The sequence below is a fragment of the Paenibacillus sp. J2L1-98 genome, from assembly GCF_056269405.1.
Map to the genome: position 1 here is coordinate 17,670 of NZ_JBWDNW010000026.1, position 24,848 is coordinate 42,517.

General features: G+C 49.3%; 25 protein-coding genes. 20 read left to right on the forward strand and 5 right to left on the reverse strand.

Going from position 1 to position 24,848, the window contains the following annotated elements; genetic code table 11:
* Window positions 1-23: 23 nt before the first annotated feature.
* The 14 genes from purR to urtE all read left to right on the forward strand — a co-directional run bounded on the left by purR (window position 24) and on the right by urtE (window position 15,276).
* Complete coding sequence (gene purR, locus AC0YNZ_RS27185; protein WP_475829580.1) at window positions 24-851, forward strand: pur operon repressor; 828 nt, start codon at window positions 24-26, stop codon at window positions 849-851.
* Between the two features lie 53 nt (window positions 852-904).
* Window positions 905-1,303, forward strand: a complete 399-nt coding sequence (locus tag AC0YNZ_RS27190) for a RidA family protein (protein WP_475829581.1) — start codon at window positions 905-907, stop codon at window positions 1,301-1,303.
* A 130-nt stretch (window positions 1,304-1,433) separates the two neighbouring features.
* Window positions 1,434-1,715, forward strand: coding sequence for a septation regulator SpoVG (spoVG, locus tag AC0YNZ_RS27195; protein WP_028609566.1), 282 nt, complete (start codon window positions 1,434-1,436; stop codon window positions 1,713-1,715).
* A gap of 204 nt (window positions 1,716-1,919) precedes the next feature.
* Window positions 1,920-3,317 carry a bifunctional UDP-N-acetylglucosamine diphosphorylase/glucosamine-1-phosphate N-acetyltransferase GlmU gene (glmU, locus tag AC0YNZ_RS27200; RefSeq protein WP_475829582.1) on the forward strand — a complete coding sequence of 466 codons (1,398 nt, stop codon included), beginning with the start codon at window positions 1,920-1,922 and terminating at the stop codon, window positions 3,315-3,317.
* Between the two features lie 220 nt (window positions 3,318-3,537).
* Entirely contained in the window at window positions 3,538-4,188 is a 651-nt protein-coding gene (locus AC0YNZ_RS27205) for a 50S ribosomal protein L25 (protein ID WP_475829583.1), read from the forward strand.
* A gap of 204 nt (window positions 4,189-4,392) precedes the next feature.
* Window positions 4,393-4,953, forward strand: coding sequence for an aminoacyl-tRNA hydrolase (pth, locus tag AC0YNZ_RS27210; RefSeq protein ID WP_475829584.1), 561 nt, complete (start codon window positions 4,393-4,395; stop codon window positions 4,951-4,953).
* Window positions 4,954-5,016: 63 nt separating this feature from the next.
* Window positions 5,017-5,247 (forward strand): anti-sigma-F factor Fin family protein, encoded by a 231-nt coding sequence (locus AC0YNZ_RS27215; RefSeq protein WP_056634759.1) that lies wholly within the window; start codon window positions 5,017-5,019, stop codon window positions 5,245-5,247.
* A gap of 49 nt (window positions 5,248-5,296) precedes the next feature.
* On the forward strand, window positions 5,297-8,884 hold the full coding sequence (mfd, locus tag AC0YNZ_RS27220) for a transcription-repair coupling factor (protein ID WP_475829585.1): 3,588 nt from the start codon (window positions 5,297-5,299) through the stop codon (window positions 8,882-8,884).
* 71 nt (window positions 8,885-8,955) lie between these two features.
* The gene (locus AC0YNZ_RS27225) at window positions 8,956-10,026 is read left to right on the forward strand and encodes a peptidylprolyl isomerase (RefSeq protein WP_475829586.1); all 1,071 of its coding nucleotides are present in this window, start codon (window positions 8,956-8,958) and stop codon (window positions 10,024-10,026) included.
* A 413-nt stretch (window positions 10,027-10,439) separates the two neighbouring features.
* Window positions 10,440-11,711, forward strand: a complete 1,272-nt coding sequence (gene urtA / locus AC0YNZ_RS27230) for an urea ABC transporter substrate-binding protein (RefSeq protein WP_475829587.1) — start codon at window positions 10,440-10,442, stop codon at window positions 11,709-11,711.
* 134 nt (window positions 11,712-11,845) lie between these two features.
* Window positions 11,846-12,751, forward strand: coding sequence for an urea ABC transporter permease subunit UrtB (gene urtB, locus AC0YNZ_RS27235; RefSeq protein ID WP_475829588.1), 906 nt, complete (start codon window positions 11,846-11,848; stop codon window positions 12,749-12,751).
* A gap of 21 nt (window positions 12,752-12,772) precedes the next feature.
* The gene (urtC, locus tag AC0YNZ_RS27240) at window positions 12,773-13,855 is read left to right on the forward strand and encodes an urea ABC transporter permease subunit UrtC (protein WP_475829589.1); all 1,083 of its coding nucleotides are present in this window, start codon (window positions 12,773-12,775) and stop codon (window positions 13,853-13,855) included.
* Window positions 13,827-14,603, forward strand: a complete 777-nt coding sequence (urtD, locus tag AC0YNZ_RS27245) for an urea ABC transporter ATP-binding protein UrtD (RefSeq protein ID WP_475829590.1) — start codon at window positions 13,827-13,829, stop codon at window positions 14,601-14,603. The genes urtC and urtD overlap by 29 nt, the downstream gene beginning before the upstream one ends.
* On the forward strand, window positions 14,581-15,276 hold the full coding sequence (gene urtE, locus AC0YNZ_RS27250) for an urea ABC transporter ATP-binding subunit UrtE (protein ID WP_475829591.1): 696 nt from the start codon (window positions 14,581-14,583) through the stop codon (window positions 15,274-15,276). Before urtD ends, urtE begins: the two co-directional genes overlap by 23 nt.
* Window positions 15,277-15,344: 68 nt before the next feature.
* Here urtE and AC0YNZ_RS27255 read toward each other — a convergent pair whose 3' ends face one another.
* The 3 genes from AC0YNZ_RS27255 to AC0YNZ_RS27265 all read right to left on the reverse strand — a co-directional run bounded on the left by AC0YNZ_RS27255 (window position 15,345) and on the right by AC0YNZ_RS27265 (window position 17,066).
* Window positions 15,345-15,662 carry a thioredoxin family protein gene (locus AC0YNZ_RS27255; RefSeq protein ID WP_475829592.1) on the reverse strand — a complete coding sequence of 106 codons (318 nt, stop codon included), beginning with the start codon at window positions 15,660-15,662 and terminating at the stop codon, window positions 15,345-15,347.
* A 14-nt stretch (window positions 15,663-15,676) separates the two neighbouring features.
* Window positions 15,677-16,042: a MerR family transcriptional regulator gene (locus tag AC0YNZ_RS27260; RefSeq protein ID WP_475829593.1), complete on the reverse strand. Its 366-nt coding sequence runs from the start codon at window positions 16,040-16,042 to the stop codon at window positions 15,677-15,679.
* Between the two features lie 214 nt (window positions 16,043-16,256).
* Window positions 16,257-17,066: a phytanoyl-CoA dioxygenase family protein gene (locus tag AC0YNZ_RS27265; protein ID WP_475829594.1), complete on the reverse strand. Its 810-nt coding sequence runs from the start codon at window positions 17,064-17,066 to the stop codon at window positions 16,257-16,259.
* Between the two features lie 111 nt (window positions 17,067-17,177).
* Between AC0YNZ_RS27265 and AC0YNZ_RS27270 the strand changes: the two genes are divergently transcribed.
* The 4 genes from AC0YNZ_RS27270 to AC0YNZ_RS27285 all read left to right on the forward strand — a co-directional run bounded on the left by AC0YNZ_RS27270 (window position 17,178) and on the right by AC0YNZ_RS27285 (window position 21,148).
* The gene (locus AC0YNZ_RS27270; RefSeq protein ID WP_475829595.1) at window positions 17,178-17,978 is read left to right on the forward strand and encodes a helix-turn-helix domain-containing protein; all 801 of its coding nucleotides are present in this window, start codon (window positions 17,178-17,180) and stop codon (window positions 17,976-17,978) included.
* A 214-nt stretch (window positions 17,979-18,192) separates the two neighbouring features.
* Window positions 18,193-19,740 carry a spore germination protein gene (locus AC0YNZ_RS27275; protein ID WP_475829596.1) on the forward strand — a complete coding sequence of 516 codons (1,548 nt, stop codon included), beginning with the start codon at window positions 18,193-18,195 and terminating at the stop codon, window positions 19,738-19,740.
* Window positions 19,737-20,918, forward strand: coding sequence for a Ger(x)C family spore germination protein (locus tag AC0YNZ_RS27280; protein ID WP_475829597.1), 1,182 nt, complete (start codon window positions 19,737-19,739; stop codon window positions 20,916-20,918). The genes AC0YNZ_RS27275 and AC0YNZ_RS27280 overlap by 4 nt, the downstream gene beginning before the upstream one ends.
* Window positions 20,918-21,148, forward strand: a complete 231-nt coding sequence (locus AC0YNZ_RS27285) for a hypothetical protein (protein WP_475829598.1) — start codon at window positions 20,918-20,920, stop codon at window positions 21,146-21,148. Before AC0YNZ_RS27280 ends, AC0YNZ_RS27285 begins: the two co-directional genes overlap by 1 nt.
* Here AC0YNZ_RS27285 and AC0YNZ_RS27290 read toward each other — a convergent pair.
* Both AC0YNZ_RS27290 and AC0YNZ_RS27295 read right to left on the reverse strand, forming a co-directional pair.
* Window positions 21,145-22,239 (reverse strand): GerAB/ArcD/ProY family transporter, encoded by a 1,095-nt coding sequence (locus AC0YNZ_RS27290; RefSeq protein ID WP_475829599.1) that lies wholly within the window; start codon window positions 22,237-22,239, stop codon window positions 21,145-21,147. The two genes, AC0YNZ_RS27285 and AC0YNZ_RS27290, sit on opposite strands and share 4 nt — an antisense overlap.
* Before the next feature lie 26 nt (window positions 22,240-22,265).
* On the reverse strand, window positions 22,266-23,360 hold the full coding sequence (locus AC0YNZ_RS27295) for a GerAB/ArcD/ProY family transporter (RefSeq protein WP_475829600.1): 1,095 nt from the start codon (window positions 23,358-23,360) through the stop codon (window positions 22,266-22,268).
* A 414-nt stretch (window positions 23,361-23,774) separates the two neighbouring features.
* Here AC0YNZ_RS27295 and AC0YNZ_RS27300 point away from each other — a divergent pair, with 414 nt between their 5' ends.
* Window positions 23,775-24,548, forward strand: a complete 774-nt coding sequence (locus tag AC0YNZ_RS27300) for an ABC transporter ATP-binding protein (protein WP_110773917.1) — start codon at window positions 23,775-23,777, stop codon at window positions 24,546-24,548.
* 94 nt (window positions 24,549-24,642) lie between these two features.
* Entirely contained in the window at window positions 24,643-24,837 is a 195-nt protein-coding gene (locus tag AC0YNZ_RS27305; protein WP_110773918.1) for a hypothetical protein, read from the forward strand.
* Window positions 24,838-24,848 lie beyond the last annotated feature (11 nt).

Below are 24,848 nucleotides of genomic sequence, written 5' to 3' on the forward strand. Positions count from 1 at the left end.
GGATTTAGTGGGGGGAGATGTGTTTGAAGAAGTTGAAACGGAGCTCACGGTTGGTAGAAATGACCCAATACCTGTTAAGTCGACCCCACGCGTTAATTTCACTGACAGCATTTGCTGATCGTTATCAATCGGCAAAGTCTTCAATTAGTGAGGACCTGGCAATCATTAAAGAAGTGTTTGAGGAAGAAGGCATTGGTGAGCTTCATACGCATGCCGGAGCTGCAGGCGGAGTGAAATTTACGCCGAAGATGAAGGAAACAACAGCTCTTTCCATTATGACAAGCATATGCCGCCAGTTAGAGCAGCCTGAAAGGGTCCTTCCAGGCGGTTATTTGTATATAACGGATATGCTAGGCCAACCGGAGCTGCTGGCCGATGTCGGCAGAATGTTTGCAACCGCCTTCGCGGATCGGAAGATCGATGTCATTATGACGGTAGAAACGAAAGGGATACCGCTTGCTTTTGCAACGGCTGCCTGCTTGAACATACCGGTTGTGATGGTACGGCGCGATAATAAGGTTACGGAAGGCTCTGCGGTTAGCATTAACTACGTATCGGGGTCGACTAAGCGGATTCAGACGATGTCTCTGGCGCGCAGGGCGCTTAAGGAGCAGTCGCGCGTCCTTATTATCGACGACTTCATGAAGGCTGGCGGAACGATCCAGGGAATGATGGATTTGCTGTTCGAATTTAAGGCTACCGTAGCGGGCGTTGGCGTATTCGTAGAATCCGGAGAAGTGGAATTAGAGGAGCGGCTTCTTGAGGATTATGTATCGCTCGCTAAGCTGACCGCTGTTGATATGAAGACGAAACAAACGACAGTTGTTCCGGGTAATTATTTTAAGGGATAAATGCGTGAGCGGATGATGGCTTATATATCTTGTTAGGAAAGGCTGGGACCATAGTGACAACAAAGCAACAACTGCAAGTGATTGCTACAGATAAAGCGCCTGCGGCGATCGGACCTTATTCGCAAGCGATTAAGCTGGGAGGATTATTGTTCACATCAGGACAAATTCCGCTCGATGCGGCGGGACAGCTTGTAGAAGGCGGCATTGAGGAGCAAACTCATCAGGTGTTTCGCAATTTAGAGGCTGTGCTTGCGGCTGCGGGCGCCGGCTTCCAGGATGTCGTAAAAGCGACCGTATTTATGAAGGACATGAATCAGTTTGCAACAGTAAACGGCATTTATTCTTCCTATTTCGGAGAGCATAAACCGGCTCGTTCAGCCGTTGAAGTGGCAAGGCTGCCAAAGGATGTTCTTGTCGAAATAGAAGTCATTGCATCGACAAATGTCGAATGAAAACGAAAAAGATTCAATTTTAAAAAAATTTTTTAAATAGAGCATGATTTTACCAAAAATGTAGAAGGAATTGGCACAAAAACGTGGAAGTATACACCAAGTCTCTGATAGACAAAGGTGGTGAACACAAGTGCAAATTACTGATGTCAGACTCCGCCGTGTAAATTCCGAAGGGCGTATGAAGGCGATCGCATCCATTACTATTGATAATGAATTCGTTGTTCACGATATTCGTGTCATCGACGGAAACAATGGTATGTTTGTTGCAATGCCAAGCAAACGTACTCCGGATGGAGAATTTCGGGATATCGCGCATCCGATCTCTTCGACCACCCGGGAGAAAATCCAGGCTGCTGTTCTCGCTGAATATGAGCGCGCAGCAGAAGAAGTTGCGATTGAAGAAGGAGCTTAACCAGGGCATTTCATGATTTTTGGGGTTGTTTGGAGAAGAGAGCGAAGGCTCTCTTTTCTTTTTTTTGCAATATAGGAACATCATCGTATAATGGAATATAATAAAGTTGGTATTTTTAATAGATGCCTCCAAGGTCTACGTCAGCCGCTTGCGCGATGCATTTAACAGAAATTATAATTCATAGTAATCTAGGGGGTCTTTCAATTGAAAGTTATGGCGATTGTGCTTGCCGCAGGACAGGGTAAGCGTATGAAATCGAAATTATATAAAGTGCTTCATCCGGTATGCGGGAAGCCGATGGTCGGTCACGTGCTTGATGTGGTGAAGGAAGCCGCTGCGGAGCGCGCTGTTGTCATTGTCGGCCACGGTGCGGAAATGGTCAAATCGTATTTGGGGGATGGCGCTGAATACGTCTTGCAGGAGCAGCAGTTGGGTACGGGCCATGCTGTTCGTCAAGCGGAAGGCTTGCTCGGCGGAGAAGAAGGCACGACGATCGTCATTTGCGGCGACACACCGCTCGTGCAGGCGTCGACGATTAGCGCGATGCTTGAGCTGCATGCTTCCAGCGGCGCGGCGGCAACTGTGCTTACGGCATCATTTGAAGTGCCAACCGGATACGGCCGCGTTATTCGCGGCGAAGATGGAACCGTTCAGCGCATCGTCGAGCAGAAGGACTGCTCGCCGGAAGAAGCGGCGGTAAAGGAAATCAATACGGGCACGTATTGTTTCGACAACCGGAAGCTGTTTGCCGCACTTGCTAAGGTAACGAGCAATAACGCGCAGGGCGAATATTATTTGACTGATGTCATCGGCATTTTCCGTGAAACCGGCGAATCCGTTCAAGGCTATTGCACGGCTGATTTGGCGGAGGCGATTGGCGTAAATGACCGCGTTGCGCTTGCCGAAGCGGAGAGCTTCATGCGCGATCGCATCAATCGTAAACATTTGCTCGAAGGAGTAACTCTGATCGATGCTTCGTCGACTTATATTGAAGCAGGGGTTCAAATCGGCTCCGATACGGTTATTTATCCGGGAACAGTGCTACGCGGTTCAACGGTTATCGGCGAAGACTGCGTAATCGGACCGCAAGCCGACATTACGGACAGCACGATCGGCAACGGCGTCGCGATAAAATATTCGGTTATCGCAGAATCAATCGTAGGCGATACATGCTCGGTAGGGCCTTACGCCAATTTGCGTCCAGGCTCGAAGCTCGGCATCGGCTGTAAAATCGGCGACTTCGTTGAACTGAAAAATGCAACGCTTGACGATGGAAGCAAAGTGTCGCATTTGAGCTACGTTGGGGATGCGAAGGTCGGCAAGGACGTTAATATTGGCTGCGGAGCGATTACGGTCAATTATGACGGTTACAATAAATTCGTGACGGAGATCGGCGATAATGCGTTTGTCGGCAGCAACGTTAATCTGATTGCTCCGGTGAAAATCGGCGATGGCGCTTATGTTGTGGCCGGATCTACGATAACGCAGGATGTTCCGGCCGGCGATCTGGCTATTGCGCGTGAGCGTCAAGTGAACAAGCCGGGTTATGCCGATAAAATTCGCGGGCGTGCCAAAGCGAAGAAAGAAAAGAAACAACAGTAAGCGAGAGCTGCTGAAATAAAGGATGCAGCGACGAATTCAGATCCAGGAATTCGTTGCTGCATCTTTTTTTTGCGCGCTGTTAAGTCATTGAATGTTTTTTTAGGTAAAAAAAAGTCCATGTTTGCCCAATAAAGTTTAATATCCGGTTCGTGTGGGTAAGTTATAGGGAAATGATTTACGAAGTGAGTTTTGCTTCACAAAACTTTAGGAGGTTATCAATATGGCGATTGCTATGAATGCGGATCAACGATCGAGCACGACGAAAGGTGAGCTGCGCCAATTGCGGCTTCAAGGGAAAATTCCCGGCATTATTTACGGAAAGCAGTTAACGGAGGCCGCGCAAGTAACGGTGGATGGCAAAGAGCTGCAGGCGCTGCTTCGCTCCCATCCGAATGCGGTTATCGAAATTAATATTCCTTCACACGGCAAGACGTCTGTAATGGTATCAGAAATACAGCGTGATCAAATGAGCCGACAAGTGCTGCATGTTGATTTCCATCAAATTAATATGAACGAGAACGTACGGGCGAGTGTTCGCATTCACGCTGACGGCGATTCCCCTGGCGTAAGAGAAGGCGGCATTCTCCAAGTGATTTTACATGAGCTGGAGGTGCAATGCTTGCCGGGTAATATTCCTGATGCTGTTTCAATAGACGTATCATCGCTGGCGATAGGCGAGAGCTTACTCGTAAGCGATTTGAAGCTGCCGACAGGCGTCGAGCCGGTTACTGAACCGGAGCAGGTTGTAGTGACGATTCTTGCACCGCAGAAGGAGCTCACTGAGGAAGAAGCAGCGGATGCGGCTGTGGAGCTTATCGAGGCTGAAACACGAGCCAGGGAAGCGCATCTCCAAGAACTTAAAACTTTTTAATCCCATGGTTGATATAGCCACAGCCAGCTGAATCCGGCGCCGTCCTAGCATAGGGCGGCGTTCTTTTGCAATTTGCAATCATAGTGCATGGATTAGATGCTTCTATTTCAGCGCGGAATGCGCTTTACTGCTAAAGAATGGCATCAGCCGTTTACGCTTGGTATAGTTTATGTTACATTTGTCCGTAAAGGAGTGGAGCAAGCAATGAGGTGGATTGCAGGACTGGGGAACCCCGGTGCCGCTTATCAGGGAACCCGGCATAACGTTGGATTCATGGTCATTGATGAGCTGGCAAAACGTTGGGGCATCAGCGTAACGCAAAGCAAATGCAAGGCTTTAATCGGTGAGGGCAACGTGCAGGGCACGAAGGTAGTCCTGATTAAACCGATGACATATATGAATTTGTCCGGAGAGTCCGTACGGTCGTTTCTCGATTATTTTAAAGCAGGTATTGATGACGGACTAATCGTATATGATGATCTGGATACCGAGATAGGGAAGCTGCGGCTTCGTTATCAAGGCAGCGCGGGCGGGCATAACGGCATCAAATCGCTTATTCAGCATTTGGGCACACAGACGTTCGACCGTGTTAGAATGGGGATCTCCCGTCCGCAGCCCGGCATGAACATAGCAGATTATGTGCTCTCTTCCTTCCCGAAGAGCGAACGTGAGAAATTGGATGCGATGATAGCAGACGCATGTGATGCGATTGAATTCAGGCTGAAGGCGCCATTCGAGGAGACGATGGCAAAGTTTAACCGTTAATCTGTTAAAATACGATTATGCGGGCATACTGAAGGGTATAACGACCCTTCAGGAGGCATACATATGGCTGTAAACTATATTTGTCGGCACTGCAAAACGTCAATTGGATCCCTCAGCGGGTCAAATATAACCGAGCATCAGCTCGGTTTCCATTTCTTGACCCCCGAGGAGCGCAGCGATATAATAGCGTATAACCCAAATGGAGATGTGACGGTAAAAGTGGTTTGTGATTATTGCCGAGAGGCGATTGACGCGAACCCCGAGCTTCATTTGGTAGCTAATCCTCTTCAATGACGGCAAGTGAATAATTTGAGCCTTAGCGGGTGGCTGAGGCTTCTTTTCAATGTACAGGGAGCGATCGTATCACTCTCCGATTGTGTATAGAAACGGGGTGTCGCAAACGTTGAAAGCGTTAATTAATGCTTTTGCCGCGGATACGGACGTTCAGTCCGTCATATCCGGTATTCGTAAAGGCATGCGTGAGCAGATGATATCTGGCCTCGCAGGCTCTTCCAGGCAAGTGCTCATTGCAGCGCTGCAGGAGGATGTAGAGCGTCCTATGCTGGTTGTGACGCACAACATGTTCTCTGCGCAGAAGATTGCGGAGGATTTGCAGGAATGTCTTTCTCCAGAAAATGTAATGCTGTATCCCGCGAATGAGCTGGTTGCTGCCGAAGCGGCGATCTCGAGTCCCGAGACGCTTGCGCAGCGGATGGATGTGCTGATTAAGCTGTCCAAAGGCTTCCGCGGGATTGTTGTCGTGCCCTTCTCGGGGGTACGCCGCTACTTGCCAATAAGCAGCGTGATGGCGGAAGCGCAAATCGAAGTCAACGTCGGCGATTCGCTGCCGATTGATTCTTTCCTGCGGCAAATGACAGCGCTTGGCTACACGAGAACCGACCGCGTGGAATTGCGCGGCGAGATGAGCGTGCGCGGCGGTATTGTCGACTTTTACCCGCTAACGGCTTCCCAGGCATATCGGATCGAATGGTTCGGCGATGACGTAGACTCCATACGCGCCTTCGATCCTGCGGATCAGCGCTCCTCCGACCGGTTAGACCGCTACGTGGTTCCGCCGTGCCAGGAACTGCTGGCCGATGGCCGCCGAATGGAAATTGCGGCAAATCACGCACAGAAGCTGCTCGATAAGCAGCTTGATAAAATGACGGATCGTACGGCAAAGGATCGGCTTCGTTCCGAGCTTGGCGGAGAGCTTGAAAAGCTGCGCGAGCATGTTTATTTTCCGGAAATATATAAGTATATTTCGCTGCTGTATCCAGAGCGGCAAACGATTCTCGACTATATGCCGAGCGATACGCTGCTCATACTAGACGAGCCGACGCGATTGATAGAGACGGCTAAGCAGCTGGAGCGGGACGAGGCGGAATGGTCGATGCATTTGCTGCAAAACGGCAAGTCGCTGCCGGATCTTGCGCTTGCGCGCGATACGGAAGAAATATTGCACCATCGTCCGTTTCCGACGCTGTTTCTATCATTATTTCTCAGACAAATTCCGCATTCGCAGCCGCAAAATATTTTGAACATGACCAGCCGCTCGATGCAAAACTTCCATGGGCAAATGAATGTGTTGAAGTCGGAAATGGAGCGTTGGCACAAGACGGGCGCAACGGTGATGATGCTTGCCGGCAATGCGGAGCGCATGGAACGGATGCGCCGCGTACTCGACGATTATAATATTGAGACGCCTACTCTGCTGGAGGGTAATTTACAGTCGGGCTTTGAAATGCCTTCCTCGCATCTCGTTATCATTACAGAAGGCGAGATGTTCTCGCAGAAGCAACGCAAAGCAAGAAGGTTGGATAAGAAAGTAGACAATGCCGAGCGCATTAAGAGCTATACGGAGCTCAAGGTCGGTGACTACGTCGTTCACCATAATCATGGTATCGGTAAGTATGTAGGCATTGGCACGCTCGAAATTGCAGGCATTCATAAAGATTATTTGCACATTCTGTACGCTGGCGGCGATAAGCTGTCGGTTCCGATCGAGCAAGTCGATATGATTCAGAAGTATGTTGGCAATGAAGAAAAAGAGCCAAAGGTCAATAAGCTCGGCGGCAGCGAATGGACAAGAGCGAAGAGCAAGGTGAAAGCGTCCGTACAGGATATCGCCGATGACTTGATCAAGCTGTATGCGGAGCGCCAGTCGGCGCCGGGCTATTCATTTGGACAAGATACCTCGTATCAGAACGAATTCGAGGCGATGTTCCCTTACGACGAGACGCGTGACCAGCTCAGAGCGATCGAAGAGATTAAGAAGGACATGGAGAAGACCCAACCGATGGACCGGTTGCTGTGCGGCGACGTTGGCTACGGGAAAACCGAGGTTGCGATTCGTGCCGCCTTCAAGGCGGCGATGGACAGCAAGCAGGTAGCGGTGCTTGTGCCGACGACGATTTTGGCGCAGCAGCATTACGAGACGTTCCGCGAGCGTTTTGCGGGTTATCCGATCAACGTTCAGGTGCTTAGCCGTTTCCGCTCGCGCAAGGAGCAGAACGATACGATGAAAGGGCTAAAGGCGGGTACGGTCGATGTCGTTATCGGGACGCACCGCCTGCTGTCGCAGGATATTATTTTTAAATCGTTAGGGCTTCTGATCGTAGATGAGGAGCAGCGCTTTGGCGTGTCCCATAAGGAGAAGCTGAAGAAGCTGAAAACGAATGTTGACGTGCTTACGCTCACAGCTACTCCGATTCCGAGAACGCTGCATATGTCGATGCTTGGCGTGCGGGACTTGTCGGTTATTGAGACCCCGCCGGAGAATCGGTTCCCCGTGCAAACCTATGTGGTAGAATACAGCCCGTCTCTCGTTCGGGAGGCGATTGAGCGGGAGCTTGCGCGCGGCGGTCAAGTCTATTATCTCTATAACCGCGTACAGGGTATCTATCAAATGGCGGAGCAAATCAATGCGCTCGTTCCGGGTGCTAGAGTTGCGGTCGGCCATGGGCAGATGTCGGAGCAGGAGCTGGAGAAGACGATTCTTGACTTCCTCGATGGAGAGTCGGACGTTCTTGTCAGCACGAGTATTATCGAAACGGGTGTTGATATTCCGAACGTCAACACGTTAATCGTCCATGATGCGGACAAAATGGGTCTCTCCCAGCTTTATCAGCTGCGCGGCCGGGTAGGGCGTTCGAATCGCATTGCATACGCTTATTTTACTTATCAACGGGATAAGGTGCTTACTGAGGTAGCGGAAAAACGATTGCAGTCGATCAAAGAATTTACCGAGCTTGGTTCGGGCTTCAAAATTGCGATGCGCGATCTGTCGATTCGCGGAGCGGGCAACTTGCTTGGCGCGGAACAGCACGGCTTTATTGCCTCCGTAGGCTTCGACATGTACTCGCAAATGCTGGCCGATGAGATTGCGAAGCGCAAAGCGGAGATGAGCGGTGAAGAAATCAAAGAAGTAAAGCCGGTTAGCACGCTTATCGATGTGAGCATTGACGCTTATTTGCCATCCGATTATATTTACGACAGCATCCAAAAAATCGAGATTTATAAAAAGGTTGCTGCCATTCGTACGTTTGAGGAAGCGGATGATGTGATTGATGAGCTCGTGGACCGCTTTGGCGATTTGCCGCAGGCGGTAAGCAACCTGCTCGCGGTCGCAAGGCTGAAGGTATACGGCTCACAGTATGGCATTGAGCAAATTAGCGGCAAGGGCGATGAGCTGCTGCTTCGTTTCGCGGCTGCCGAGAAGCGTCGGATTGACCGGAAAAAGGTCGATCAGCTGTGCCTGAAGCATGAGAACCGTTTTAAGCAGAGCAGTGATCAGGAGCCGAACCCGAGCATTTTACTGCGGGGCAAGGGATTAAATATGGAGCAGAAAATTCATATGATTGAGCAATTTTTGCAAGCTTATAAGGATGTTCTCTTATATACGAACGAATTGCAAAATGTGACGCCATAGACAATATTCGCTTTCTGCTTCCCTTTTCTGATACAATACTAACAAGTTCATAAGATGGAAGGGGATTCAACATGTTATACAGTTTACGCAAATCGGCATGGCGCAAAGGCGCGCTGCTTCTCATAGCGGCTGTGCTGGTTATGACGATGGCGGCATGCGGCACGAAAGAAACAGAAGTTGCAACCTATAAGGGCGGCAGTGTAACCGATAAGGAATTCAATAAGTATTTGGATGTATTTACAGTTATGCAGCCGACTTATGCGCAAGTTATCGAAATACCGCAATTTAAGGAGCAGTTGCTCCAGCAGTATATTTCTTACAAAATTTTAGGAAGCCGTGCTTCTGAGGAAGCGATTAAGAAGGCTAAAACGGACGTCAAAGAGCAAATGACGCAATACAAAGATGCGTTGACGAAAAATGCCGAATTGAAAGCTTCGGTAGATGCGAAGAAATTGAAAAACAAAGATATGGAAAACTATTTGCTGCTGACATCGAAGGTTGTCGCGCATATGAACACCCAAGTGACAGAGGAAGAAATGAAAACCGAGTATGAGACGAACAAAGTGAACTATGCGATCGTTACGGTGCGTCACATTTTGGTTGCGACGAAGACCACAGACCCGGCAACGCAAGAGGAGAAAGAGCTTCGTACAGATAAAGAAGCTTTGGCCCGCGCCAAAGAAGTGAAGGAAAAGCTGGCTGCAGGCGGCGACTGGACTGCCCTTGCCAAAGAATATTCCGATGATCCCGGCTCTAAGGAAACAGGCGGACTTTATGCGGATAAAATGAACGGAGATTGGGTTGAAGAATTTAAGCAGGCTGCTTACAAGCAAGAGATCGGTGCAATTGGCGATCCGGTAAAAACAGAGTACGGTTACCATGTTATTCTTGTCGAGAAGCGCGATTCGCCAACCTTCGATAAATTGAGCGAAACGGCTAAGGATGCGGTAAAAAGCACCGTCTCTTACACCCATATGAACAAGTTCATGACGGACGAGCTTCCGAAGCAAGAGATCGAAATCAAACTTCCGAAAACGGAAGAGGAGACTCCTGCAAGCGATACGCCTGCGAGCGATGCTCCAGCCGGCGAAAAAACGCCGGCTACAGAAGCGCCGGCTACTGAGGCACCTGCAGCAAAATAAGCGTAAGGACAACAGACCCTTTAACCATTCGCTGGTTAAGGGGTCTTTTTCTAAGTATTAACCGGAAAATAGAATTAGAGAAGAACCCACCTGGAGGAATTGGGCTTAAGGTGGTTTTTTTTGTAGTTTTTTTGCAGTTATATGATGTTAAATTATATAACATTAAAGTATGACATAAAGCATATTTTGAAGATGTAGTGTAAGATAAGTGTTATTATATATAATAAAGATAAGTTAATTCTCCTCTTAAAAGAATATTCATGCATGGAAACCTATCCGGACACTAATTTGATGTAAAGTATATTGACACAATGAAGATAGCCAATCTATAATGAAACCACGAACGTTGGAAGTTCGTTCCAAATGAATGTTCGGAAATTAGAGACTCATACAAACAATTAGGGAGTGGGAAGATGAGAAAGAGCATGTTTTATCAGTTCAGCTTGTTGCTTGTGGCATTAACACTAGTATTGGCAGGCTGTGGTGCTAATAACAAACCGGCTTCTACAAATGAGGAAACAGTAAAGGCGACAAATGCAGCTAATTCGGAAGCGGGCGCGGAAGGGGAAATTAAAGTAGGGATTCTTCACTCGCAGAGCGGCACGATGGCGATTAGCGAGGTTTCGGTTATCGACGCGGAGATGATGGCTATTGATGAAATTAATGCGGCCGGCGGTGTGCTGGGCAAGAAAATCGTGCCTGTACTTGAGGATGGCGCTTCGGATTGGCCGACCTTTGCGGAGAAGGCCCGCAAGCTGATTTCCGAGGATAAAGTCGCAACGGTATTCGGCGGATGGACGTCAGCAAGCCGGAAAGCAATGAAGCCGGTATTCGAGGAGCTGAACGGCTTGCTCTGGTACCCGGTGCAGTACGAAGGTCTGGAATCCTCCCCGAATATTTTCTATACAGGCGCAACGACAAACCAACAAATCGTGCCTTCGGTTTCGTGGCTGCTTGAAAACCGCGGCAAGAAATTTTACTTGCTTGGATCAGACTACGTATTCCCCCGTACCGCAAACCTCATCATTAAAGAGCAGTTGAAGGCGGAAGGCGGCGAATTGGTTGGCGAGGAATATACACCGCTTGGCCATACCGATTACAGCACGCTAATCAGCAAAATTAAAGAAGCTAAGCCGGATGTCGTTTACAATACATTGAACGGTGACAGCAACGTTGCTTTCTTTAAGCAATTGAAGGATGCGGGCATTACAGCGAAGGACTTGACGACCTTGTCTGTATCGGTCGCGGAGGAAGAAATCCGAGGTATCGGCGTCGATGTGCTGGAAGGCCATTTGGCAGCATGGAACTACTACCAAACGACGGATACGCCTGCGAACAAAACGTTCGTCGAAAACTACAAAAAGAAATACGGCGACGAGCGCGTAACCGCGGATCCAATCGAGGCAGGTTACACGGCGGTGTACTTATGGGCAGCCGCTGTTGAGAAGGCCGGCTCTACGGAAGTGGATAAAGTGAAGGAGGCGGCTAAAGGGCTGGAGTGGGATGCTCCAGAGGGCAAGGTGAAAGTTGACGGCGTTACGCAGCACATTTACAAAACGGTTCGTATTGGAGAAGTGCAGGCCAACGGCCAGTTCAAGGAATTGTGGAATTCGGGCGAAGCGGTTAAGCCGGATCCATATCTGAAGGGCTATGATTGGGCGGCAAGCATTCAGCCGACGGAATAATTTTTAAGCTAGTAACAGTCTAATACGCAGCATTATAGGGGGAAGTATTCGTTTGCTTCGAATGCTTCCCTTCTGTTTTATCGAATTATAAGCATGGACGGCGACAGCCGTTTGCGCTTGAAAGGAGCGTTCATATGGAAGTGTTTTTGCTGCAGCTCTTTAACGGTTTAAGCATTAGCTCCATTTTGCTGCTGGTTGCTTTGGGGCTTGCAATTACGTTCGGTCTGATGAAGGTCATTAATATGGCGCATGGAGAGCTAATTATGATTGGGGCTTACTCCACTTATTTGACGCAAAATCTATTTCACGATTATTTGCCGGAATCGATGTTCGATTGGTACTACGTGCTGGCGATTCCGGTTAGCTTTGCCATTGCGTTCGTATTTGGTCTCATTCTTGAAATGTCTCTCATTCGTTTTTTGTATGGACGTCCGCTCGACAGTTTGCTTGCCACATGGGGTGTGGGTCTTGTACTGCAGCAGCTTGCGAGGTCAATCTTCGGCGCGCCGAACGTTGCGGTTACGAGCCCGGCATGGTTAAACGGCGGCTTAAAGATTATGGATGGAACCTTGCTTCCGTATAAACGGCTTTTTATTATCGCGCTTGTCGCTGCTTGCCTGCTTGCGATGTACTTCTACATTTACCGAAGCCATGAGGGAAGAAGAATGCGCGCGGTTATGCAAAATCGTGACATGGCAGCCTGTCTTGGCGTATCGACGCGGCGTGTCGATGCAATGACCTTTGCCATTGGCTCCGGCATTGCCGGAATAGCGGGCTGTGCTCTGACACTGCTCGGTCCAATCGGTCCTTCGCTCGGCACCTACTATATCGTCGATGCGTTTATGGTCGTCGTGCTTGGCGGCGTCGGCAAGCTCGTCGGAACGGTGCTCGGGGCGACGGGAATCGGCATGTTTAATACTTTGTTTGAGTATTGGACGAATGCATCGCTTGGCAAGGTGCTTGTGTTTGTATGCATAGTCGCATTCCTGCAATGGAAGCCTATGGGGCTCGTTGCGATGCGGTCGCGGTCATTGGATTAGGATAAGAAAGGCGGAACGCTCATGCGATTGCAAAAATTTACTCCTCAGCGAATATGGATACTGATCGGATACGCCGCTGCGGCAGCCGCTCTATTCTCGGCGCCGCTATTTGTAAGTGATTTTCGGCTTAATTTGCTGGCGAAATTTCTAGCCTTTGCTATAGTGGCGCTCGGGCTTGATCTTATATGGGGCTTCACGGGAATTTTGAGCTTAGGGCACGGCATTTTTTTCGGGCTCGGCGCCTATGCGATGGCGATGTATTTGAAGCTGGAAGCCAGCGGGGGGAGGCCGCCGGATTTCATGGGCTGGAGCGGCGTTAAGGAGCTTCCGCTATTCTGGCAGCCGTTTCAAAGCTTCTGGTTTGCGGTTGCGATGGGCATTGCGATACCGGCGCTGCTCGCGCTCGTGCTCGGATATTTTACGTTCCGCAACCGGATTCGCGGCGTGTATTTTACGATTTTGACGCAGGCGCTCGTCATTATTACGACAACGCTGCTCATTGGTCAGCAAGCTTTTACGGGCGGGACAAATGGTATTACGGGCTACCAGACGGTGCTTGGCTATTCGATCGGCTCTCCCGATACGAAGCGCGTGCTGTATTATATTACGGTCGCCGCGCTCATTGGCATATTCGTATTTTGCCGCTTCGTTATCGGCAGCCGCTTCGGAAAAGTGCTTCGCGCCATTCGCGATGGCGAGAACCGCGTTCGCTTCATCGGCTACAATCCGGCAGTGTATCAAATGGTCGTATTTACCATATCGGCGGCCATTGCCGGTATAGCCGGCATGCTGTTCGTTCTTCATGTGGGCATTATTTCACCATCCATGCTGGGTATTGTGCCGTCGATTGAGATGGTGCTCTGGGTAGCGATTGGCGGAAGGGGAACGCTTATCGGCGCGGCGCTTGGCGCGATACTCATGAACTGGGCGAAGAGCGAGTTCAGTACGGCGTATCCGGAGGGCTGGTTGTTTTTCATGGGCTTGCTGTTCGTGGTGGTTGTCGTATTTATGCCTAAGGGCGTCGCTGGTTTGGTTAGTCAACTGAAATTCCGCAAAAAGAGGAGGGAGCCGGAGCATGAAGGAGTCCGCAATCCTGCTGTGTGATAACGTGACGGTTGATTTCGACGGGTTTAAGGCGGTTCAGGGGATGAATTTAAAGCTGGAAAAAGGTGAGCTGCGCTTTCTGATTGGACCTAATGGAGCCGGTAAAACGACGATGCTCGATGTTATTTGCGGCAAAGTTAGGCCCACGTCCGGGCGAGTCACGTTCGGCGGCACGGTGGATATTACAAAAAAGAAGGAGCATCAAATTGCAGAACTCGGCATTGGCCGCAAGTTTCAGGCTCCTTCCATATTCCCGTCTATGACCGTTGCTGAGAATTTGGAGATCGCCATGCGCCAGAAGCGTACCGTATTCGCTACGCTGTTCGCCAAATTGGCGGAGGAGGATCGAGCGAAAATTGACGGGCAGCTCACGATGATTGGTCTGGAGAATAAGGCCGGGTGGCGGGCCGGCGGCTTGTCGCATGGCGAGAAGCAATGGCTGGAGATTGGCATGATGCTGCTCCAGGAGCCGGAGATTTTGCTGCTTGATGAGCCGGTGGCAGGGATGACGGACAAGGAAACGGATAAGACGGGCGAGCTGCTGCATCAAATTGCCCGGATGCGATCGATTGTCGTCGTGGAGCATGATATGGAATTCGTTCGTAATTTTGCAAGTAAGGTCACGGTCATGCACGAAGGCAGACTGCTGAAGGAAGGCACGATGGATGAGGTTCAACGAGATGACCGCGTAGCTGAAGTGTACTTGGGGAAAAGGCGGGATGCCGATGTTAGCCGTTCAACAGCTTGAAGCCGGTTATGGTGAAAGTATTATTTTGCGGGACGTTTCGCTGAAGGTGCGGCAGGGGCAGGTCGTATGCCTGCTGGGGCGTAACGGCGTTGGCAAGACAACGCTTATGAAAAGTATTATGGGACTGCTGAAAGCCCGCGGAGGCTCCGTTTCCTATAACGGTTCGGATCTGACGAAGAAGGCGCCTGGGCTGCGGGCAAAAAGCGGTATCGGCTATGTGCCGCAGGGGCGTGAAATATTTGCCCAGCTGTCGGTTTACGAAAATTTGCTGCTTGGCCTTGAGGCTTCGCGGGTGAAGGTGACGGCCGTGCCGGAAGAGGCGATCGCAAAGTTCCCTGTGCTGCGGGCAATGTACACGCGCCGCGGCGGTGACCTGAGCGGCGGACAACAGCAGCAGCTTGCGTTCGCAAGGGCGCTTGCCTCGAAGCCGGAGGTGCTGCTGCTCGATGAGCCTTGCGAAGGAATTCAACCCTCCATCGTAGACGATATAAGGGATGTTATTCGTTCGATTAAAGCGGAGGGCAAGACGGCGGTATTGCTGGTGGAGCAAAGCTTGGAGTTTGTGAAGAGTGTCGGAGATTATTTCTACGTGCTGGAGAAGGGTTCGGTCGTTTGGGAAGGCGGCTTGGAGTCGCTGGATGACGAGGTTATTCGCAAATACTTGACGGTATAGCGTAATAACAGACAATAAAGGCAGCAAAAGCGCCCCTCGCGAGGAGGAGCTCTTTTTGCTGCGTCATTTTATAAATATTTTTCTACCACAGCCCGGTAAAGCGATTTGGGACGCAGTCCGACAAGCTTATCCATGGGCAGCCCGTTTTTATAGACGATAACCGTCGGCGTACCTAACACACCTGCTTCTGAAGCGGATGCCGGCAAATCCTCGCAGTTCACTTTAACGATACCGACCTTTCCGTTCATTTCCTGATCCAGCTCATCCAAAATGCCGAGCAACGTCTTACAGGGCGGGCAATAAGGCGCTCCGTAGTCGACAAGAACAACTCCCTCGCTAACGATTGCTTTCAGCATGCTGTCCGATTCTGCGTTCATAATGGCCATTCCGATTCATCCTCCTATTTGTTATTTTCTTGCTCCCCCTGTTGAAAGGAAGCGATCCGATCGATCAGATTCGCTTTGATCTGATTCAGCTCAATAATTTGCCGTTCGATTTCAGCTAGTTTTTTGCGGTAAACCGGCATAACCTCGGTACAAAACGCTTCCTTATTTTGAAGCACGCAGGTAAGAAATCCGGCAATTTGCTCCGTGGTTAAGCCGAGGTTCAAATAAAGCTTGACCGTCTCCACTGTCTCTTTCGTGAGTGCGGAATATTCACGGTATCCGTTAGGCAAACGGACGGATGTGATTAAGCCTTGTTTCTCGTAATAGCGCAGAGATCGGATGCTGACACCCGTCAATCGCGATAATTCACCGATTTTCATAACTGGCCCCCGGGTTTATGAGAATGGTTTAGATTTAGTATAAACAGTGACATTAGTGTCAGGGTCAATCGTTTTTTTGAAAAAAGAGGGATGATACAACAGAAGGGAGGAATGGTTTTTTAAACCATTACTGGTTATAAATTTCCAATAGTATATTGCCTAAAAGGACCGTTTACATCGCAATTTGCTTGTAGACGGCCCTTGTTCTATTTTATTAAGAATGACCGATCAGCATCGATTTGAGCGGTACCATCGAATCTTCAGGAACATAATATTTAAATTTATTATCGCTAATTTGTCCAAGCAATTGACGGCGGATCGGATCGGCGTCCTTCAAAAGATTCTCATCTGCCTGATGGTAATCGATAGGACGCATCCAGATCGGACTATAGCCGAGAAACAGCTGTCTTCTTGTGAACTCGGATTGATTCGCCGAGCCGGCATGCCAAAGATTTTGCGCAAAAATAAACACATCCCCCGGCTTTCCGCACACCTGAACCTCTCCGTCCAATTGCATGCGCACATCCTTATGGTTCGGATTGTACGGCTTCTTATGGCTGCCTGGAATGACCTTTGTATTGCCGCGGTTCGGCTGCGACATATCGCTCAAAATATAACACACTTTAATATAGTAGGTAGCCGTTAAGCCTGCAATTACCGGAAACTGCGGATGTGGACCGTCTTGATGCCAATCGATGAAGCTGTGCGTAGCTGTCACCACATCGTTTGGATTAGGCTTTCTTACCGTTAGATGGGAGATATGCAGCTGAATATTATGCCCGAGCAAATTAACGATTAAGGGAAGAATCGCTTCATGATCGATCAACGAAGCAATCTCAGGGTGCCTGGAAACGCTATTATAAATATTATATGCAAGCGTTTCCTGCTCCTCAGCGATAACTTCATCGATAGCCGCATTCAAGCGGTTTACCTTATCCTGCGATAAAACATCAGGTAAAATCAAATATCCTTGTTCATTAAACCGGTTCATTAATTCTGCTATTTCCAGTGGCGCAGTTTTCATTAGCCTCTCCTCCTTCTTGTAATTAATTTAATTATATCGTGCAATTTCACATGATATAATGGATGAATCTTCAAGTTTCTTGTATATATTTTCACAGAAGGAGTGGCGGAAGTGGACCAGACTCACCTTCTTGATCCCGAGCTGATTTACCATGTGTACGTGAAGGGGGCAGCGCAATTTCAAAAGAAGGAGGACACCTACGATCACTGGGCCTTGTTCATTGTCGAAGACGGCAGCTTTGATTTCGAGATGGGGGACATAAAAGAAAAAGCAATAAAAGGAGATATGGTGCTTTGTCCGCCGAATATGACCTTTTACCGCAAGACGGAAGGACTGTCCTTTCATCTAATCGGCTTCCAGTGGCGGAATTGCCACAGTGTAAATGGCGGTAACCATTCGGCAACTCCTCCTATAGGGAAATTTCAATTGTTGAATAACAAAAGGATGAATTCTACTCTTTCCTTATTTCGCGAAGCCGGCTATGTGAATGCCAGCCTGGTGCTGGACTATAAGAACCATTTGCTGCGGGATTTATTGTACGTCTATCAGATCGAGAGCTTTAACCGGAAGCTTGATCTCTTATATAGCGAGAATCCGATTTTGCAGCGTGCGGTACACATGCTTCAGCAGCAAGCGGAAGCGGGTGTTGCTTTGAAATCGATAGCGATGGAGCTCGGCATAAGCCAAGTCCAATTGACTAGGCTGTTTAAGCTTGAGTTTAAAACGACGCCAAGCGCTTACGCCGCCAATCTCCGTATGGACAAGGTGAAGTTGCTGCTTGTCAATTCTTCGTCAACGCTTGCTCATATTGCGGAACAATGCGGGTTTACCGATGAACATCATTTAAGCAAAAGCTTCAAGAGGATGTACGGCATCAACCCATCCTCCTACCGGAAAGCCTATACGGTATAAAATGATGGACAGGCGGTTGTCGAGCTTTAATCGACAGCCGCTTTTTTGCTGATAAGCCGGAGCCTAATCTCGACCGTTTTTTTTTTTTTTTTGTCCCCGAATTGAAGCGCCTTGGCAAAAAGGTATCCCGGAAATCGGAAATACAACCGAATAATATCACAATATCCAAGACAATCTAAAGCCATTAAAAATTGTTTGCTGGAGGACGATCGCAATGACGATGCGGCAACGAACACGTTTGACCGGCAGCGCCCCCGCTATGGACGATCCGATGACCGAATTTAAAGAGAAAGCGCTCGCGGATGACATCGTTCAAAATGAGGTCATTATCAAGCAAGCGTTCCAAAGGTGCTCGGACCTGGTATGCCGTACCATTCGTTATGAAGATAATACTCCGGGGCTGCTCATTGTTTATCTCGGTACGTTGGCAGATGAACAGAAAGTAAGCGAACAGATTATAGGGCCGCTTGTAACCGGCCAGCAGCGGTTCGCCGTTGAATCCGGAAACTGGGAAGGTGAAAAGATACCGATTGACAATAAAGTCTTAACGTCGGAATGGGTGGAAGTAGTCCGGCTTATTCTGCGCGGATATGCCGCCGTGTTTACCGACGGCAGCAAACGCGCCGTTTGCTTTGCGGTAACCGACTCACTCAAAAGAGCGATCCAGGAACCTTCTTCGGAACCGGTTATCCGCGGGACGAAGGAAGGTTTTATCGAAAGGCAGTCCGTCAATGTCGGGCTGCTCCGACACTATATTCGTACCCCGCGTCTGAAAATGGAGTCTTTCACCGTAGGCGAAATGACGGAAACGCAGGTGCAGGTTGCTTATATAGAAGGCCTTGCCGATACAACCGTTATTAAGCAGGTGCGAAGCAAAATCGCTGCTATCCAAATCGACGGCGTATTGGAAAGCGGAGCCATCGAGGAATTGATCGTGGACGATCCATTGCGGATTTTTCCGCTTGTGCTGACAACGGAACGGCCGGATGTCGTTGCGGGAAGCTTGCTGGAGGGCAGGGTCGCCATTCTAGTCGACAATACGCCGTTCGTGCTAGTTGCACCGGTCACATTTTGGAGCGGTTTGCAGGCAAGCGAAGACTACAATCTGCGCCACCCTGTCGCTACGTTTACAAGATGGATCCGCTTTATTTTTTTGTTTATCGCTATTTTTGCGCCATCTGTCTTCGTTGCGGTGACGTCTTTCCATCAGGAAATGATCCCGACCAGCTTGCTGCTAAGCATTGCCTCTGCGCGGGAGCCTGTACCGCTGCCTGTTATGATCGAAGCGTTATTGATGGAGATTATGTTCGAAGCGTTGCGGGAGGCGGGACTGCGCCTGCCCAAGTCGATTGGGCAAACGGTAAGTATCGTTGGCGGTCTTGTTATCGGGCAGGCGGCCGTACAGGCCGGCCTTATTTCGACGCCGATCGTTATCGTCGTTTCGACGACAGGCATTGCATCCCTGCTCATTCCGCGCTTTGATTTTGCCAACGCTATCCGCTTACTGCGCTTCCCGATCATCTTCTTGGCGGGAACGCTTGGTTTGTACGGGATTGCACTTGGTTTTTTTGGTATTTTGCTGTATGTCGTCCATTTGAAATCGTTCGGAGTGCCTTATTTTACGCCGATTGCCCCTTTTTCGCTCCGAGCCGTAAAAGATGTTTGGGCTCGGGTTCCCCGCCAAAACGGCGTCGGCTTATCTGTTCCTTCTCAGGAAAATGGGGCAAAAGCGCCGCTTCAGGAAGGTGGAGGAGAGTATTGAAAAGGTGGATGCTGCTCGGGCTGCTGCTTATGCTGCCGGTTAATACCGGCTGTTGGGACAGGAAAGAAATTAACGATATCAGTCTCGTTATGGGGACCGGCATGGATCTGGCGGACAACGGAATGGTCAAGGCGACGCTTCAGGTTGCTGTCCCGGCTCCTTCCTCTCAAACGGGAGGGGGAGCCTCCGCCAAAACAGAGAAGTTCTTTATCATTTCAGCGGTTGGAAAAAACGGCCTCGATATACAGCAAAAGATGCAACAGAACATGTCCAGAACATTATTTTTTTCACATCGCAGCGTCATTCTCATCGGGGAAGATTTAGCCCGAAAAGGGCTGAATGACATTTTGGATACGTTCGCCCGCAATCCGCGCAACCGTTTGAAAGCATATATGCTGGTCGTCAAAGGCAAGAAAGCGGAAGAGCTGCTGCAAGTCGATTACCCTTATGAGCTTGCCCCCTCCGAAGCGCTGAAGGAAATGGAATTGCTACGGGGAGAAGGGACGATCGTGACGCTGCGCGATTTTTTGATTGCGTCGGCAAGCGAAGGGATCTATCCCACGATCGGGGTTTTGGAGCCGGCACTTTATCATAAATCAGGGCAAACAGAGAAGGGTAATCTCTTTCGCATCAATGGAACGGCGATGTTCAAATCGGGGAAATTGGTCGGGTTTTTGAATAATGCTGAGACGCACCAGTTTCTTTGGTTCAAGAACAATAAAATCTCGGATAAAATCGCTGCCGACCTGCCGGACGGCCAAGGGAATGTCGGTTATTACATCACGGCCAGCAAATATAAGATTAAAATCGATACGAAAGAGAATCCGCTCAAATTTCACGTTGACCTGAGAGCGAAAGGGAATTTGTCTGAAAGCAACTCCTCTCTTGACGTCAGTGATGCGAATAATCTCAAGCTTGTGAGACAAGCGCTCGAAAATCGGGTCAAGAAAGATATGGAAGCTCTTTTGCGCAGCATACAAACCCGGTACCAAACGGATATCGTTGGCTTTGGCCAGCAATTGCAAAGGGATAATCCCAAGAAATGGCGCACTGTAGAGAAAGAGTGGGAACGGTATTTTGCGGCCGCCGAAATTTCGGTATCGGTAAACCTCTCCATAAACAATACTGGGGCAATCGGCGTACCGCTGCAGTTTAAGGAAAAGGAGATTGTGAAGTAATGTTTATGCTGCCGGCTGTATATGTTTTCTGTCTGGGCGCTCTTACGGTCTACCAGACCCGCTGTCTATGGAGCGAAAACGAAAAGCGGGAGGCCTTTGTTTATACATTATCGATGGCTATCTCTGCTGTCGTTGGCACACTGCTGATCGCGGGCGTAAATGTGCCGTCCCTTGTTATGCCGTTCAAAATCGTCTTTGAATCGGTTGGGAAAGCGCTTTTGAATCATTAATGCTTTACAAATTTCGCTTTGACCGTATCGATGGCAAGCAGCGCGAGCGGCAGCAGGCTTTGTGTAAAGAGCGCCAGAACCGGATATGTGAACGTAATCCAGACTTGAAATTCCGCGTCATTTTTGAATATCCATGTGGAACCGACGACGGACAGCACGGTGACCGGCAAGACGGTTTTCCGGTAATTTTTCGCCCCGAACAGTTGGGTTGCGCTTATGCAAAGCATATAGAGCAGCATGGAAACTTTCATGAAAATACCTAGAATCCAAATTGTGATGGCGATCGTTTCTATTCTTTCTAAAGGTCCGATAACGCCGGCATATTTGACGACATTCAAAAAAGCGAACTTCATCCGGGAGGTAATCGGGCCGAACATCATAATGGTCAGCAGGTCGATTACGATAATCAGTACTATGATGCCGCCGAGCGCCGACAGCAGTTTTGGGCGCAGCTGCTGCGGCTTCTCCTGAATATACGGGAGAAACCATCCTAAAAAATAAAACTGGCTCATCCAGGCGGACGGAACGATTGAGCCTTGGATGACCGGAACAAGTCCATCGGCGAGTACCGGAGTTAAGCGGGCGGGGTCCGCATCCCGGAACGCGAAGATAAAGATCGGAATTAGCATCACAACGATAATGAGCATGATAACCTCATTGCATCTTCCGATCGTCTCGACCCCGGCTAGTACGGCCAATCCGCAAATAATGAGCATCGTGATCATCAATACGAGAGGAGGTGTAAGTATAAGGAGGTTGGCGTTCAGAAATCCGGCGCTTTCGTTTACAGTGCTGGAAATAAAGAACAGCAAATAATACACGCAATAAAACCCGACAAGTTTGCCCGCCCATTTTCCGCAAATCTCGGTCGCATACTGAATGATTGATTGACCGGGATAACGCCTCGCCAGAGTGGTCATCACATAAATATTTACAATTCCGGTAAGCGAAGCGGGAATAATGGACAGCCAAGCATTTTGCTTGGCGAAGGATACCATAATTCCCGGCACGGATAAGATGAGGGTTGATGTGATGAAGGTGAAAAAAAGCAAACTGAGCTGATAACCCGATATTTTTTCGCCGGAATTCATCTGTTGTCCGCCTCCTGACACATAGCTTAATGCTTTACAAATTTGGCTTTGACCGTATCGATGGCAAGCAGCGCGAGCGGCAAAAGGCTTTGCGTAACAAAAGCCAAAACCGGGTAGGTGAACATAATCCAGTCGTGAGAATCTGCTTCATTTCTGAATATCCAAACGGAACTGACAGCGGTCAGCACGGTGACCGGCACGACGGTTTTTCGGTAATTTTTCGCCCCGAACAGTTGGGTTGCGCTTATGCAGAGCATATAGAGCAGCATGGAAACTTTCATGAAAATACCTAGAATCCAAATTGTGATGGCGATCGTTTCCATTCTTTCCAAGGGTCCGATAACACCGGCATATTTGACGACATTCAAGAAAGCGAACCTCATCCGCGGGGTAATTGGGCCGAACACCATAATGGTAAGCAGGTCGATTACGATAATCAGCACTATGATGCTGCCGAGCGCCGCCAGCAATTTTGGGCGCAGCTGCTGCGGCTTCTCCTGAATATGCGGGAGAAACCATCCCAAAAAATAAAACTGGCTCATCCAGGCGGACGGAACGATTGAGCCTTGGATGACCGGAACAAGTCCATCGGCGAGTACCGGAGTTAAGCGGGCGGGGTCCGCATCCCGGAACGCGGAGATGAAGATCGGAATTAGCATCGCAACGATAATAAGTACGATAACCTCATTGCATCTTCCAATCGTCTCGATACCGGCCAGTACGGCCAAGCCGCTCATTATGAGCATCGTGACCATCAATACGAGCGGAGGCGTAAGTATAAGGAGATTGGCGTTCAGAAAGCCGGTACTTTCGTTTACAATGCTGGAAAGAACGAACAGCAAATAATAGGTGCAATAAAACCCGAGAAGTTTGCCCGCCCATTTCCCGCAAATTGCGGTTAAATACTGAATGATCGTTTGACCGGGATAACGCTTCGCGAGTGCTGTCATCACAAAGATGTTTACAAGTCCGGTAAGCGAAGCGGGAATAATGGACAGACAAGCATTTTGCTTGGCGAAGGATACCATAATTCCCGGTACGGACAAGATGAGGGTTGATGTGATAAAGGTGAAAAAAAGCAAACTGAGCTGATAACCCGATATTTTTTCACCGGAATTCATCTGTTGTCCGCCTCCTGGCACATAGCTGGCTATTCTATATTCTCCCAATTGAACACCGTTTAAACGATAGTGCTGATGAGTGTAAAATATATGTAATAAAACCTGACATAAGGATTGACAGACCCGTATAAACGGCACTATACTACAAATTAACGTTAGGTTATATCACAACTGAATATCGGTTCTCGCCAACGATTGATCGCGGGAACGACAAGCTGTCTAGGGTTCCGATCGAACGGTTTGCAGCACTCAGCAAGCAGGGGTGGGCAACGTTGGAGTTCTGGTCCGAGAGACGGCGTATAGCAAGCGGATGCCCTAAGCGGCTCCCAGGCTGTATAACACGGAAGGATAAAAGCCTGGGAGATTTTCTCCCGGGCTTTTCATTATTTTCGATAAAAATGGGGGAGTGCTCTTATGCTGGCTGCGAAATCGACAAGCGGAACAATTGAGATTCAAGGATTGCAAAAGGTGTACGATTCGAAAAAAAGTCGGTTTGAGGCGCTTCGCGACATCGATCTGACTATTGGAGAAAATGAATTTCTTACGATTGTAGGGCCGTCCGGCTGCGGCAAATCGACGCTGCTTCGGATGGTGGCGGGCCTTGATGAGCCAAGCGGCGGATCGCTTACGGTAGACGGAGAGAGCATTATCGGACCGGGCGCCGACCGCGGTATGGTGTTTCAAGGCTATACGCTGTTCCCGTGGCTGACCGTTCGCGAAAATATTGAGTACGGTTTGAAGCTCAAAGGAGTGCCGATTTTGGATCGCCGAAAAATATCGAACTACTTTCTTAAGGTCATTCGGCTGGAATCGTTCGATAAGGCTTATCCAAAACAGCTGTCAGGCGGTATGAAGCAGCGGGTTGCGATTGCGCGCGCGCTTGCGAATCGTCCGAAGGTGCTTTTGATGGATGAGCCGTTCGGCGCGCTCGATGCGCAAACAAAGCTTGAGATGCAGGAGATGCTGCTGGAGGTTTGGGAGAAGGAGAAGACGACGGTTCTTTTCATTACCCACGATATCGATGAAGCGATTTTTTTGTCGCAGCGCATTGTCGTAATGGGAGCGGGTCCCGGCCGGATATTAAAGGAGTATCGTGTAGAGCTTCCAGAAGGCCGGACACCCGAGGTACGCGAGCATCCGGATTTTCTGTCATTGAAGCGGGAGCTGGCACAGCTGCTTAAACATTAGGCGCATAAGAACGAGCGGAAAAGCGAAAATGGCATATGCCGTCCTACTGGGAAAAAGCGCTTAACGGTTTCAAATTGACGGAGGGGGAAAATGGATGACTGCATCTGACATGGAGAAGGAACCATTCATACATGAGGAACAAGAGGCTGGGGCATCTTCGCTGCCGAAAACGAGGCGGCGGTTCCTTTTGGTGCTCGGCATCATCGTTACCGTTATGTTTTTCCGACATCCTGCAGCTCTTTCCGGGCGGCAGGATGTTTTCTGTTTAAAGAGCCGAAGCGCTGAATGAAGCGTGGACTT